Annotated in this window: 10 protein-coding genes; 1 reads left to right on the top strand and 9 read right to left on the bottom strand. The window is 41.7% G+C overall.

The window, feature by feature from the left end:
• Positions 1-108: 108 nt before the first annotated feature.
• The 5 genes from WC441_01355 to WC441_01335 all read right to left on the bottom strand — a co-directional run bounded on the left by WC441_01355 (position 109) and on the right by WC441_01335 (position 8,888).
• A complete protein-coding gene (locus WC441_01355; protein ID MFA5163157.1) occupies positions 109-2,214 on the bottom strand; it encodes an O-antigen ligase family protein in 2,106 nt (701 codons plus the stop codon).
• 100 nt (positions 2,215-2,314) lie between these two features.
• Positions 2,315-3,034: a hypothetical protein gene (locus WC441_01350; GenBank protein ID MFA5163156.1), complete on the bottom strand. Its 720-nt coding sequence runs from the start codon at positions 3,032-3,034 to the stop codon at positions 2,315-2,317.
• Between the two features lie 113 nt (positions 3,035-3,147).
• Positions 3,148-6,705, bottom strand: a complete 3,558-nt coding sequence (locus WC441_01345; protein MFA5163155.1) for a hypothetical protein — start codon at positions 6,703-6,705, stop codon at positions 3,148-3,150.
• A 511-nt stretch (positions 6,706-7,216) separates the two neighbouring features.
• Complete coding sequence (locus WC441_01340) at positions 7,217-7,987, bottom strand: hypothetical protein (protein MFA5163154.1); 771 nt, start codon at positions 7,985-7,987, stop codon at positions 7,217-7,219.
• A gap of 310 nt (positions 7,988-8,297) precedes the next feature.
• Positions 8,298-8,888 carry an RNA polymerase sigma factor gene (locus WC441_01335; GenBank protein ID MFA5163153.1) on the bottom strand — a complete coding sequence of 197 codons (591 nt, stop codon included), beginning with the start codon at positions 8,886-8,888 and terminating at the stop codon, positions 8,298-8,300.
• Positions 8,889-9,327: 439 nt separating this feature from the next.
• Between WC441_01335 and WC441_01330 the strand changes: the two genes are divergently transcribed.
• Positions 9,328-9,585, top strand: a complete 258-nt coding sequence (locus WC441_01330) for a hypothetical protein (protein ID MFA5163152.1) — start codon at positions 9,328-9,330, stop codon at positions 9,583-9,585.
• A 111-nt stretch (positions 9,586-9,696) separates the two neighbouring features.
• Here the strand turns inward: WC441_01330 and WC441_01325 are convergent, their stop codons facing one another.
• From WC441_01325 to WC441_01310, 4 genes are all read right to left on the bottom strand, one after another.
• On the bottom strand, positions 9,697-10,443 hold the full coding sequence (locus WC441_01325) for a hypothetical protein (GenBank protein ID MFA5163151.1): 747 nt from the start codon (positions 10,441-10,443) through the stop codon (positions 9,697-9,699).
• A 136-nt stretch (positions 10,444-10,579) separates the two neighbouring features.
• Entirely contained in the window at positions 10,580-10,861 is a 282-nt protein-coding gene (locus tag WC441_01320) for an HU family DNA-binding protein (GenBank protein MFA5163150.1), read from the bottom strand.
• A gap of 153 nt (positions 10,862-11,014) precedes the next feature.
• Positions 11,015-11,563, bottom strand: coding sequence for a YkgJ family cysteine cluster protein (locus tag WC441_01315; protein MFA5163149.1), 549 nt, complete (start codon positions 11,561-11,563; stop codon positions 11,015-11,017).
• Between the two features lie 6 nt (positions 11,564-11,569).
• Positions 11,570-14,023, bottom strand: a complete 2,454-nt coding sequence (locus WC441_01310; protein MFA5163148.1) for an ATP-grasp domain-containing protein — start codon at positions 14,021-14,023, stop codon at positions 11,570-11,572.
• Positions 14,024-14,032: the final 9 nt, after the last annotated feature.

Here is a 14,032-nt window from a genome sequence, read left to right as displayed (position 1 = left end):
CGAAAGCCCAAGATTTCCTGAAATCAAGATAAAAGCCAAAGACTGCAAAACATTAACAAAAACCAGCCCGGAGGCTGGTTTTGTCGATCTTTTATATTATCAGTGATTTTAGGGTTGTATTGGCGCCAGCGAATCAGCTTTGTAAGCTTCCAGCTGGGCGTTAATCTGCTCTAAATGAGCCGTATCCTTAAGCGCGGTATAGTGCTTAGCCCAGATTGTCAAAGCTTTCTCCGGGAAAGCGAATTGTCCCTTATTATCCAAACAACTCGTCACATAAGGATAACTAGCCTCGTCATCGTCTAACAAGATATAGATAAGGGCCAGCTGGCAATGCCCATCCGGATATTCCGGGTTCAAACTAATACCATATTTCATACTTTCAATCGTCCCCTCTTTATCACCCCGCGCTAAAAGCAATTGGGCCTTAGCGAAATATAGGGTTGGCCGGCGCGGGCTAGCTTTTATCGCCGCGTCGATCGCGTTCAAAGAGAGAGTAGAATACCTCTCAAACAGGACCTGGTCTTGATAATTCACCCGAGCGCCCAGATCAGCGATTTGCGCTAGCTGTAATTGCCCCAAGCTATCCTCTTCATTATAGCTCAAGTTCTTCTGGGCTAGGCTAACCGTATAGGCGAGAGTATCCTGGGCTTCAGCCGGAGTCAGATAGGAAAGGACGGCCGGATTAGTCGAGATCAGGCCAATAAAGGAAAAACGAGCGTCCCGCTCCAGACCGGTATTACTGTCTAGAGCCTCACGATAGCTGTTAAGGCCATTAACCACGTCCCCGGATAAAGTCTGGGAATAACTATTTATCGTATTTACAAACATACGCCAGGGCCTGACATTAAAAGTATAGATAAAAACCAAGGCGACTATTATGACAGAACCCAGAGCGATATATTCCGTCTTAGATTTGATCGCCGGTCTAGCCTCTTCTTCCCCGTCTTCGGGCTTAATTTGGACCAGATAATATACATAGGCCAAGATAATCATTAGCCCCATATAGGTCACCAGAGAATCGAAGACCGCTAGGTTCTGGATAAAATAAGCAACAACCAGCGACACAATCAAGAAGACTTCAGCTAACTGGCGGCTGCTTCCCTCTTCGCCACCACGATAATCGCGGAGAATGGGCTTGAAGTAGAGGAATAGATAATAGAAGAGGGCGACGAAGATGCTGAGATAAGCCAGGAGACCCAAGAGGCCGGTGGTGGTAACGATATCGATCAGGTTATTATGCGCCCGGTCGAAATAGGTTTCCGTCCGGCTGTAATTATAGAACTTGGGATCGAACTGACGGTCAAAAACTGAAGCGTAGTTGCCATAACCCACCCCGAGGATCGGATGGAATTTGAAATCAGCCGCCGCACCCCGCCAGGAAACCAAGCGGGTCTGGAAGGTGCTCTTCTGGGAAGTTAGATTACGCAGACGGGTGCTTGACTGGAACCAATCGGATTGCGATTGGGAAAAGACGAAAATCACCCCTAACACCAAAACTGAAGCTATTCCCAAAGTCCAATATTTTAGTTTTTTGTTTCGCTGGAAGAAACCGAATAAGAATAAGAATAAGAGAACGCTAATGCCCAAACCGATGATCGCCCCGGAAGTATTGGCCCGGCGGAAGGCAAAAAGCATAATCACCACCGGGATTAAATATAACCAACGCCAGAGCTTTGATTTGGATTTTAGAAACAGAATGGCGGCGAAGAAAAGATTAAAGATCAAGTAGCCGCTAACATAAGCCGTATTACCGATAGTGCCATAGGCGAGCTGCCCCTTGAGGCAGAAATAGCTTTCCACCACCGCCACCAGAATGGAGGCGAGAAATAGCAGTTTCCAATCCTTCTTTTCCCGGAAAGCCGTAATGATGATGAAATACAGGATCAAGAAATGGAAGAGATGGAATAAGCCCAGCATCCTTTCCGCATCACCCCAGAAACTAAGATTGAAGTCGATTGTGACGAATAAGGAAGCAATAATAGCTATAAAATAAGAAATAAGCCCCCAAGTAATCCAAGACTTCTTCGGCCGGTAGCTAGGAAACTTCCACCAGAAGACCAAGGTGATCGCCAAAAGGAATTCCATCAGGATATTTAAGACCAGCTGCTTAGAGGTGATATAAGGAAACAGAAGGTTCCTAAAAACCAAAAAGACGGTAAGCAAGGACAAGAAAACCCCCAGACGCAAAATGAGTAGATAAACTTTAGGCTTCATAGATTTGAAACAAAAAATGAATTAATGGCTTATGCTGATTATTATAGCAAAAAACCCAGAAAATGGGCAATCTGGGCGGCTTGATTTATATATTTTAGACTTATTTCACTAAACTCTCTAATAAAACCACTTCATCGCGATAACGACTATTATTAGGATAACTTTTAGACAAAATTCGATAATAATCTAGAGACTCTCTATATTTACTTATACTCTTAAGGAAGCTGGCATAATCCGCAATAACGACCATCTGATCAATAACAACATTATCAACAGCCTCATCGTATAGAGAGATAATAGAATTATTGTCTTTTTTAAGGTAATTCTTATATAGATCAATTTTTGAAATATAAATAGAGCTTTCACTATAATTAGATATTTTTAAAGCATTATTATAATAAACCTCGGACTTACCATATTCGCCCAATGTTTTGTATATATTAGCAATATTCACAACTGGAACCCAATATTGTCCATTAGTTAAATCAACTGCCTTCTGAAAACTATTTATAGCCTGATAATAGTCGTCCTTATTACCAGCATCACCACTGGCTTTATATTTTAGACCTTCTACTAGATAATTATTATAGGAACCAACCACTTGTTGATCAACATTATTTTTTTTAACTTCATCAACTTTAATGATACCGCTCTGTTCTAAAGTTTCATTATTTTCATTTATCTCATCCGATTCATTACTTAATGGAAGTTCGACTTTAGTGAAAGAATTCTTAAAATATAAAAAACCGACCAATCCTAAACTTAAAAACAAAAGTAAAAAAATTAAATAACCTATTCTAATATATTTACTACTTTTCATAAATTATGAATAAAAAATTAATGAATAATTCTTATAATACCGCAAAAATATCCAAAAATCAATAACAAAAGCACCCCATAAGGGGTGCTTTTGTTGTAACAAACTAATTTAGATTAGTAAGTTAGAGTCCCACCGTTAAGTGGTAAAGAATCAACCACCACAATATTTGCGGTAACGCCATCAGTCCACTTAATACCATTCGAGCTCGGAATACTAACAGTCAAACGACCATCAGTTGGAGCTTCGTTAGTATCAACGGTTACAATAAACTTTACAGAGCTACCATTGGCAACACTAACATCGGTTAATGATGTAGTGGTATCCCAACCATCGAAAGCCACACTGGCTAAAGCAGCGGCCGGGGCGAAAGCCTTCGTGCCGACTAAATTGCCAGCAGTAATGGTATTCTTGTAAACCTTAATATTTCTAGTTGTAGCAGTCAACCATGTGCCAGAGGTAGATAAATTTAAAGCTAAATCTTTAACAGTGGCATCCTGGTTATCTACATTACTAGTATTTGTAACGTTGAATACTAAGACGGTTTGATCGGTAGTAGCTGTAGGCGCGCCAGAAGGTGAAGTTGCGTCTTTACTAACAGAAACTTTGGTTCTATAGGCAGTCATTGTATTACCGGTAGCCGAAGTAACGGTTTCGGTAATAGGAGCGCCTGAAGATGCACCAATAGAATCAATATTAGCATTAGAAGCTAAATTGATAACATGAGTGCTAGCAGAGGTTCCATTAGGATAAGCATTTATATCAGCTTTAACGGTCAAAGTCTTAGAAGTATTCTTAGTTATTACTAAAGGAGTTACTAAATTCCAAGTAGCTACGCCATTAGTTGCAGCATTAAACGCAGCGACTGAGGAACCGACCATATTCGTGCCATCATATAATCTAACGTTAGTTAAACTATTAGCGGCTGAACTGGTATCAGTTAAAGCAATCCTGTTAATATTAACATTTTCTGAAGCACCAGCGGTGAATTTTAACTTAGCTAATTCAACATCTGTTTGACCTAATACTATCTGAGCGCCAGTTGGAGTGTCAGCATCAGCTGTAACTGTTAACGAACCATTAGCTGCTATGTATAGATCCTGCAAGTCAGCGACGCTAGCACTAGGATAGGCATCGGAACTAGTAGTATTGCCAGTAGCTGATAAGTTCACGAACTCCAAGCCTGGTCTGGCACCACCGAAACCAGTTGCGCCAGTCAAAATATCAGCATAAAAGTCAACTACATACTGTTGACCAGCTGGGATAACAACGGCTGGAGATAGGGTGAAAGTATAATCAGCCCCAGCGGTAGCCGCTAAAGTGCCTTGAACTGTGGCTAAAGCGGTACCAGCAGAATTTTTTGGAACTAGATTTTGGAAATTGTCACCAAAATCTTCAGTAGTGTCATCACCATCATCGCCAACTACGATCTGGTTTACGGTTACACCTTCGCCAGAACCAGCAGTTAAGATAACAGAAGCTACTTTAACGTTAGTCGCTCCGACAACTCCAGTAGGAGTGGTCGCTGAGTAATTAGCCATTGATAAATTCTCGCTAGCTACTACCAAACCTGAAGCAACGGTTAAAGTCCTTGCAGTTGCAGCTGCCGTAGAAACAGAATTCAAAGATGACTGTCCAGTAGCATCAGTTGTGCCGGCGACTAGACTCACAACGATAGTTTGACCTGACACAAGATTGGTATTTGTGTCATCAATGGTGTCAGCCTTGTACTCAATAGTGGCAGTCTGACCAGCTGGGATAACCTGGCTTAAAGTGTAAACAACGGTTGTCTCATCAGCAACACTGGTATCAGTGCTACCGACCTGAGAACCATTCCAATACAATTTACCATTTTTAAGAGCCTTATCTCCATTTTCTTCATTAACTGAGACGTTAATGGATGTTACTTTAATATCTTCACCATTAGCTTTGTATGTGAACTTAGCTAAAGAAACATCGTTAGAGCCTGCTGGAATATTACCAGTTGGAGAGTCAGAGGCAACAGAAACGGTCAAGGTGCCGGAATTAATAGTAGTACCAGCGCCAGTGGTTGGTTCAATTAAGGCGAAAGCAGCACCACTCTTTAGAGGCTTAACTTGTACGCCATAATTATTATCGGTGGTAATAAAGTCACCAACTTTCCTAATAGTAACCTTAAAGGCTCGGCTAGAACCGTTTAAGACATCAGCCTTAAGAGTGAAGACCTTGGTTTGTCCGCTTGTAATCTGATAAGGAGCTGCGGATAAGTCAAAGATTACTTCTTTACTAGCATTCATACTAGCTACAGTAGAGCCAACCTGAACGCCGCCCACTTCTAACTTAAAATTGGCTAAATCATTCACCGCAACAGTGCCAACAACAGTCATTTTTAAGTATTTAATGGACATGTTCTGATCGTTAGCAGTAGCAGAGAATCTCCAAATTTCTTCATTGGTTTTTCCTGGATCAATAGTGGCTGGGCAGGTTGTAAACCCGGTTACGTTAACATAACCCAAGTCTGTAACAGTGCCAACAGCCATAGAATTACCATTAATCGGGAAAGAACCAGAAACAGTGGCTCCGGTAGAGGTGATATCAGATGCAGCATTAACACCTAATACTATACCAGAAACAGTGGCATTAACAGCAGCGATATCGGCCTTAACAGTAATAGTCTTTGTAGTACCAGCTGGCACAACAAATAAACCATTACTATTATTGAAGGTGATTACTCGGTTAGACAAAGAAGTGTGCTCTGCTAACATTGTTTCGCCATCATAAATATATACAGTACCTAAATCAGAATCAGCAGAGATTCCGCTTCTTGTTAAACGTAAGGTATTAACAGTAACGGGTCCGTCTGAGGCCGCTGTAAAATTTAATTTCAAGAAAGGGGCAACAGCTTGTGAGACGATAGCACCAGTATCTCTAACATAAGTAGCAGAAACCGGCTGATCAGCAGCTAAAGCCACGGTTAAACCAGAACCAGTGATGATTGGACCAGTGCCACCAGCTTGAGCGGTATTAGTAATACCGGTTTCAGCGGCGGTGATGGAAGTACCACCAGCGGTTAAGGTCATGGAAGTGGTAACGACGTAAGCATTATTAAAGCGGTTAGCAGTAAAAGCAGCGTCGCTAGCAATCAAACGATAGTTAGTACCATCGTAGTAATAGATGTTAGCACTGGAAGCATTCTTTAACAAAGAACCCTTAGGATAAGTGTTAGAAGTTAAAGGAGAGCCAACAGTGTAGTTAGTGAAGAAAGAATCAGCTACATCGACTACCCTGGTTGCCCAAGTAGAGCCGTATAAAGCGATTGCATCAGCTTCACTGGCGATCTTTCTTAATACACCGTTTGGTTCAACAGCGTATACAGAAGGATCAGTAACGATCTTCACTAATTTAGTACCTGGTCTCATGGTGACATTACCGCCAAGCATGTAGCTCTGCAGTTCAGTAGCGGGGATAGTAATCACACCGCTGAAATCTTTGTACCAAGAGAAATAAGTAGCTTCATTAGGGAAGACATATCTCTTGCTATCGGAACCTAAGTAATAGACAGAAGAATTGCCAGCCATTTTAATTAAGTCGCCAGCAGATGCGGCAGCTTTAGCTGGAGTGATGAAAGCACCACTCATGGCAATAATTGTCATTACCATTACGCCGATAGTTAAGAATTTGCGTAATTTAGTCATAAACAATTGATTAAGACATCATCCGAATGTTTTAGACATTGAAGTTAAAACGATAGGGATAATGTAACGATTTTACCCATCCTCATATGAAGCTCTTGATCTGTTTTCCGCTTTTCAGCCTCTTCTCTTTTCATATTTTAATAGATCAGTCGGAATCCCGCTTCGCCAGCTTGACGCCGGGACGAAGGCTGACTGATCTTTAAAAAAAGTTCTGCCAACCCTAGCTAAGTCCTAGCGGGCTGGAGAAAAGCTTAACCAATCTATCATCTATGCTAAGAGATTGGGCTTTAAGCTTCAAACATTTGAAAAGCTTCTTTCAAAGGATAAGTTTTTTGATTTATTAAGGGACAAAACTTCCCGGTTGCCCGAGAATCGACCTTGAGCCGTTTTGCCAACCCGCTGACGCGGATTTATTAATTTATCTGAGCTTTCGTCCGAATCAGAAGTAAGAAGGAGATCTAACTTTCTAAAAGGAGGGGCGGCTGAGATAAACTAATAAATAAGCATCAGCTTATTTCTTGATTAGCTCGTTAACTTCCTTAAGTTTATCCAGAGCTTGATTATATTCCTTGTTATTGAACATCTTTTGGGCTTCATCGATAATCGACCCGGTGTCTTTGGTCGCTTCCACGCTTACGACATCCTTATCAGTATTAGAAGCGATCTTGGCGCCTTGAGCGCCCGGATTTTCATAGACTTCAACGCCAGCCTTATCTTTAGCAGATTCTGCGCTGATCACTATATCGCTGGTTGAAGCAACCACCGCTACTACCGGTTTAGTCTTGTTGATAACTGTCTTGACCACAGCCATCTCCTGGCTGAAATTCTGATTAAGCTTATCGACTTCAGTCTTATGTTCTTCGTTGTTAAAGTTCGGATCGGACAGGATGGTGGTAATATCCTGGGCTCTTTCCGCGGCAAATTCCATCGCTAATTGATCACGGTCGTTTTCATTAAAGACAGTGTTTAACCGAGCCTTCTCGGAAATGATGCGGGCGATATATAGAGAATCATTAGGCTTGATGCGATTAAAGGCCTGATGGCTGAATAAGCTGGCCCCTAGAAGCAATACCAAAAAAGACCCGAGGGCAAAAGCAGGCTGGGACGCAGTCCGAACCAGGCTCTTCAGGTCGATTAAAAACTTATTCCAATTAGATAGATTATCCGACCCAGAATTAGAAACTTGGGCTAATAAAATCTCCCGGTTGCTTTGCAGCCAGGCTTGGTTAGGGTTGACAGATTTAAGATTATTCAGTTGTTTGAGCAATTCTTTCTCCGTCATACGTTATAGTATACGAATTATATGGGTCTTTGTTACACTTGGCAAGATTTAGGGAAAATTTAGGAAAAGTTAAAGATAATCTCAGCCTGTTTATGCTAGTCTGAAAACCTGGGTCCGGTGGGTTTCGAGACTAGGATCGACACCTAAATCTCCAGGGTTCAACTCCCTGCGGATCCACCAAAAATGACTAGTATATTTACTTTTTTTCAAAATATGCTACTATATTAAAGTCGATTCTAGTCACTATTTCTGTCCACGAGATTTAAACAAAAACCATCCTTAAACGGGGTGGTTTTTGATATTTAAAGGCTTATTCCTCTGTTTTAGGATCAGCCTCACTGACTAACTCCCTGAGGGCGTTTAAAGCGCGATGGAGCAGAACCCGGACATTACCCTTGCTTTTACCAGTGATATCCGCAATTTCAGACAAATCTAAATCATTGACAAATTTTAATATAATCACTTCCCTATATTCATCTTTAAGCAAAGGCAGCTTAGACTTTATCAGTTCTAAATTAGCCCTATCTGTCAGGTCTTCAGCTAAGTCCTGCTTATCATCAACCACCTCAATCGGATTATTCTCATCATCTAAAGATAGCTCTAATTTAAGGCCATTTTCCCGGTAATAATCCACGATAGCGTTACGGGCAATCTTATATAAAAGCGCCCGCAAAGTCTTACCATCCGCCAATTGATTCGTTTGGATATAGTTCCAAGTTTTCAAGAAAATCATGGAAGTCAGGTCATTAGCTTCTTCCTGGCGACCGATCTTGAAATAGACGAAGCGGTGGATATCCTTAACGTGATTATCGTAAACAGCAATAAAGGCCTCGCGGTCCTTGCTGCGCAGCTGGCTGATAGCTTTCTTATCTTTAAATTTTTTCGCTAAATTAATAGTCATGCTGATAAACGAAAAACCAGGGACTTTACCCCCTGCCCGATCACATATTTATACGCTATTTTTCTTGATTTTATTCTAGCATAGGCTAAAAGCAAAAACAAGTTAAAGATGGTGTCTAAGATTTGAAATATAAAAATTATTTCCACCAAGCAAGCCCCTTCTTGGCTCCTTGACTTTTGGCAGGCGGATGTTTAAGATAAAAGTGACTTAAGTCCAAATAATATTGGACTTATATCGATTACCAGACGGATTGACAAAGGTTTTATTTCATTTTTACCATCAACTATTTACAAAAATCGTTTTATATATTTATTTATTAAATAAAACCAAGTTTTAAGTCTAATTTAATGTGGACTTAAAATTATATATTGTTTTATACTAGCCATTTTTAGTATTTAAGTCTACAATATTGTAGACTTAAATACCTATCAAATCTGCTATGGCCAAGAAAATTGATAAAACAATCAAAAATCCTCTCTGGTTATCAGTTTCCGAAGCCGCGAAGATTGGCGGCGTCCAAGGCAAAACTATCAGAAGAGCCATTAAATCAGACCCTAAGATTGTTTATAAGATCGTTAAAGACCGCTACCAAATCGAGCTCTCTTCCCTTTTGATTTTTCTGAATAAGAATACCAAATTGCAAAACAAGCTCTTAGACTTCGGCTTAGGCCAATATGTGGATAAGTGGAAAGAATAACTGTTAAACAATATATTTAAATAAACAAAAAACGCTGGGACAACTAAGCGCTTTTTTTATAAAAAAAGAGCTTGGCTTTAAAACCAAACTCTCACTTCAGCTGTGGATTAATCACTTTTCCAAAAATTCCATGGCTTTGACTTTTAAAAGCCTTTCCAGGTCGGGATCAAGCGGAGATCCAATCTTTTCTATTACTTTAATCATTACCCCAGGATTGTCCCACTTAAGCAGGTCATCCAACATTTCTTCCAGGCGTTTAAACAAAAAATATTTAAATTCTTCCATACATTTGTCCTGCGAATTGGGACGACGATCACATTGCCTGGCCACGACTAACACATCTTTTTCACTGGGCAAAACTTCCCTGATCCGATTAAGGACAGCTCGACGACTTTCTGGATAAAGATCACTATCGAATAAATAGTTAGCTAAAATATCCAGATTAAATACATGAGCTAAAGCCTCTTCCTTTAAGAGCACGGCGGCCCGGGAATCAAGCGCAGTCAAGAGCCAGGCGGGCGGCCCGGATATGTGGAATTTACCCTGAAACGGAATCACCCATAAGGCGTCGAAGCTGTTAATGCTGGAGGCGATTTCCGCCCCTCTTTTAGCCACTAAGGCCTGGAAATAGCCGCATCGCTTAATCAAAGGGGCTTGCAAGGAATCAAGCTCATCAATGGAAACAAGTAAAGCTTCTAAATCTGTAATCTTCTGCAGAATGGACTCTGCCCGAGCCATCAGGCTCTCAAATTCTTTTTTCCCGGCCCTATTGAAAGCCCGGTTAATATCTCCGAGATTGGAGCAATCAATATAATCAGACACGAATTGCTCTAAAAACTGGCGGTGTTCTAATTCCATGGTTATTAAATTTTAAAGGTCTATAAAGAAAACACAAAAATGAACGATGGAAAAATATACCACGAGATAAATATTATGTCAAACAAAAAACCGCCCGATTCCTAAGGCGGTTTTTTGCTATATATTTTGCTAAGTACTAAAGAATGGTATCCTTAACCGCTTTAGCTAAGCGGAATTTAACTACGGTTTTAGCTGGGATCTTGATGGTTTCGCCAGTAGCAGGATTGCGGCCTTCGCGAGCTTTCCTTTTAGCTTTGACTAATTTGCCGAAGCCAGGAACGATACATTCGCCAGTCTTCTTTACTTCCTTGTAAACAGTATCCGCTAAGGCTTCCATGAAATTGTTAACCTCCTTTTTACTTAAAGATGTTGCTTCTGCCAGGTTGGCAATCAGCTGGGACTTAGTCATTTTTGACATAATTTTGCATGGGGCTCGACTATTAATAACCTTGGAAAAATCTAAGGAAATTTAATAGACTCAGCTCTTAATTATTGTAAATTTTAAAATCCTCAATGTTTATAAGGGTATTATAACATACCCTAATAAAAAAGCCAATAAAGACGGGCGAAATCAAAAAATAGTCATCAACTCTTCGGTTGCCGGCTCATAATCCCAGATTAGAGCGGGATATTTCTTAAGACGGCTCTGGTAATCAGTCCGATCTAAATATTCTTTAAGGTAATCTATATAAGCCTTCTTTTCCTTAGCGCTGCGCTGATTCAAACTCGGACAAATGCCTTTAAAAACCGCCAGAATCACTCTTTGGCCATCAGCACTGCGAGAAAATATGAAGGGCCAGAGGCTGCAATCAAGCGGCCGATTCTCATAGGCGATACAGGCGCCGCTAGCTTCATCCAGCAAGGGACAAACATATATTTCTGTTCCAGCTAGCCGCCCTTGACCGGGACGCCGACCCCGGCGCAAACGCAAAAGATAGACCCCTTTTCCCTTTTTCAAGACCGCGAACGACCGGCCAGCCTGGCGCAATCTGGCTAATTCCTTTTCATCTAGCACGGGAGCAAAATAGGCGTCATCTTTAGCAAAACGGCAACAAGGGTCAGGGCAAGTAAAGCAGTCGGAGGATTTAGTTAGAGTCTTGAGCGATGGGGTCTTAACCATATGGATTTAGAGCAAATTAGATTGCAGATGATAATACGGGTCGTTGTTCTTATAGCGATTGATCGCCAGACGGATTATCTCCTCCAAGAAATCGCCATAATCAAAACCGACCAGCTTGGATGAGCGGGAAAGGCAATCGGTAATATTGATTGAAGGATTAGGATTTAACTCTAGGACGTAAGGGTTATCGTTCTTATCGACTTTTATCTCCACCCGGCCGTAATCATGGCAATCCAGGATGTTGTAAGTATCTAGGGCAATCTCGCTTAAGAGTGATTCCAACTTCTTGCTGATGTTTTTCGGCGGTTCCTGCTTGATGATGCACTTGTCATAAACGCTTTCATATTGGGAATATTTCGCTTCGAAGGTATAGATATGCCAATAATCCGGAGGCATATTATCGAAGATGGAGCGCGATAGCGGCAAGACCCGAAGATCATCTTCGGTGCTCCCGATAATTGGGACATCATATTCATCGCCATCAATATACTCTTCAATCAAGGCCGGACGACCTAAACCCAAGATAATCTTCTTTAGCTCGCGATATAGACCTTCCTTATCCGTCACGACCGAATCGTTAGTGATGCCGATCGAATCATCGGTATTAGCCGGCTTGACCATTAAGGGATATTTCAAATCGCTCCGGATATCATCATCTAAAGAATAGATGTAATCCCATTCCGGGGTCGGTATCTTGTGATAGCTTAATAGCTTCTTCACCTTGATCTTATCAATACACAATCCCAAGGTAAAAGGATTAGAGCCAGTATAAGGGATCTGCAAGGTATCCAATACCGAGGCGGCGTGCGGTTCCAGCAAGCTGGAATCATTGATACGCTCGCAGACGTTGAACACTAAATCAACATCACTATTTTTTAAATCATTGAAAGCCTGGGGCAAGTCGTTAAAATCAAAAAAACTTACCCGATAACCTCGAGCCTCCAAAGTATTCTTGATATTCGCGCTAACAGAGCTAAGAGCGCCTTTAACCGACTCCTGGTAATCTAGTTGGCTTGGATCAGCCTGATACAGATTGCCGGCAACGCCGATATGCAGACTCCGCTGGTTAGAAATTGACAGGCGCCTGATCTTCTCAATCTTGCCTCGCCTCTTCAAGAATTCCTTGTTAAGGGCGGAAAAAGACACGTGGCTTTTCCTCTCGGTCTTGCCTAAAGAAGAAGCCGGATGGAAACGAGCAATCTCGTAACTGATGCCCTGCCGAGCCGACTCCAGATTATCTTGAGCATCTACCGGGTGCTCGCCAGAAACCATCATCCAGCCCAAATAATCATAGCCATTAGGCGGGGCCATGATCGAATCGCCTATTTCTGCTTCGAACTGGAACTCTTCAACGAATTCCTTCTTCTTTAAATCCTCAGCGATATCTAAATTAACCAAAACGCCGGAATGGTCAGAAGAAAAAGTCTCAGCTAACAAGTATTTATATGGTTCGCGGAAAGGTTCTATCGGAGCGATATAGACGCCTAAAGCCACTTTAACGGCCGCCTCGATCAAATCGAAATGATAGGCGGCTTTAATGCTGGGATAGATTTCATCACCGCCTAGACGCAAGTTAACCTCAATCGGAACCGGTCCTTTGGCGGTAGATTTAGCTTCAAAATGAACGCAAGCCTGAGATACTCCTAATTTTTCCAAGACTTCATCAGCCATCTTCAACAGCTCGGACCGATTCTTGAGCGGTAGATTGGAGGGGGTGAGACGGGTCGTTTCCACAAAAAAGGGCTCTTTAGTCTTGCTGTTATCAGAAATAGCGCAAAACTTCACCTTCCCGTTCTGGATTATCATATCCAGATCGACTTCATCGCCATCAATATATTCTTCGACAAAGACGCCTAAGCCGTCATTTAGGGCGCTTTCTACCTTATTGTTTATCTCTTTCTTGATGTAGGCATAGCTGTCCCTGAGCTCATCCGGATCGTTAGCTTTGAAAACGAAGGCGCTGGCGGCGCCATAGCTAGGCTTGATAACAACTGGGAACTTAAAATTTGCTATGACTTCTTCCAAATCCCGGCCATGCTTTATTTCCTGATGTTGGACGGTCGGTAAACCATGATGCTGGCAAAATTCCCGAAACAAGAATTTATTGCGCGCCCGGTTGGCTACCTTATAGGGGATGCCAATCCAATGGAACTTGTCAGCCAATTTAGAAGTCAACAAAACGTCATCCTCCCAAAAAGTCATGACGCCATCGATCTTGATATCCGGATGCTCTTTCAAAAAATTATCGACTGCGCTGATCGCTTCGTTATGGTTATAATTATCCGCTTTGATGAAGTGGTCGATATAGGGCTGAGGGCCGCTAAGTTCCTTATCTAAAACGATCACTTTCAGCCCTAGGTTCTTAACTCTCTTGGTAAATGACCGCTTGTAAGAGGAGACGATCAAGATAGTCTTGTCCGCCAAGCTGTTGCCATTCGGGCCAGGCTCATTATTGTTCATAACTGACAA

It is taken from the genome of Patescibacteria group bacterium, assembly GCA_041651355.1.
Taxonomy (GTDB): Bacteria; Patescibacteriota; Patescibacteriia; order Patescibacteriales; family UBA12465; genus JAPLVX01.
Note: the sequence above shows the minus strand (reverse complement) of the source record. Positions and strands in the feature narration are given on the sequence as shown.

Excerpts from the sequence above, each read along its gene's own strand:
- WC441_01355 (MFA5163157.1), bottom strand. The coding sequence starts at position 2,214 with ATGAAGCCTAAAGTTTATCTACTCATTTTGCGTCTGGGGGTTTTCTTG.
- WC441_01350 (MFA5163156.1), bottom strand. The coding sequence starts at position 3,034 with ATGAAAAGTAGTAAATATATTAGAATAGGTTATTTAATTTTTTTACTT.
- WC441_01345 (MFA5163155.1), bottom strand. The coding sequence starts at position 6,705 with ATGACTAAATTACGCAAATTCTTAACTATCGGCGTAATGGTAATGACA.
- WC441_01340 (MFA5163154.1), bottom strand. The coding sequence starts at position 7,987 with ATGACGGAGAAAGAATTGCTCAAACAACTGAATAATCTTAAATCTGTC.
- WC441_01335 (MFA5163153.1), bottom strand. The coding sequence starts at position 8,888 with ATGACTATTAATTTAGCGAAAAAATTTAAAGATAAGAAAGCTATCAGC.
- WC441_01330 (MFA5163152.1), top strand. The coding sequence starts at position 9,328 with ATGGCCAAGAAAATTGATAAAACAATCAAAAATCCTCTCTGGTTATCA.
- WC441_01325 (MFA5163151.1), bottom strand. The coding sequence starts at position 10,443 with ATGGAATTAGAACACCGCCAGTTTTTAGAGCAATTCGTGTCTGATTAT.
- WC441_01320 (MFA5163150.1), bottom strand. The coding sequence starts at position 10,861 with ATGTCAAAAATGACTAAGTCCCAGCTGATTGCCAACCTGGCAGAAGCA.
- WC441_01315 (MFA5163149.1), bottom strand. The coding sequence starts at position 11,563 with ATGGTTAAGACCCCATCGCTCAAGACTCTAACTAAATCCTCCGACTGC.
- WC441_01310 (MFA5163148.1), bottom strand. The coding sequence starts at position 14,023 with ATGAACAATAATGAGCCTGGCCCGAATGGCAACAGCTTGGCGGACAAG.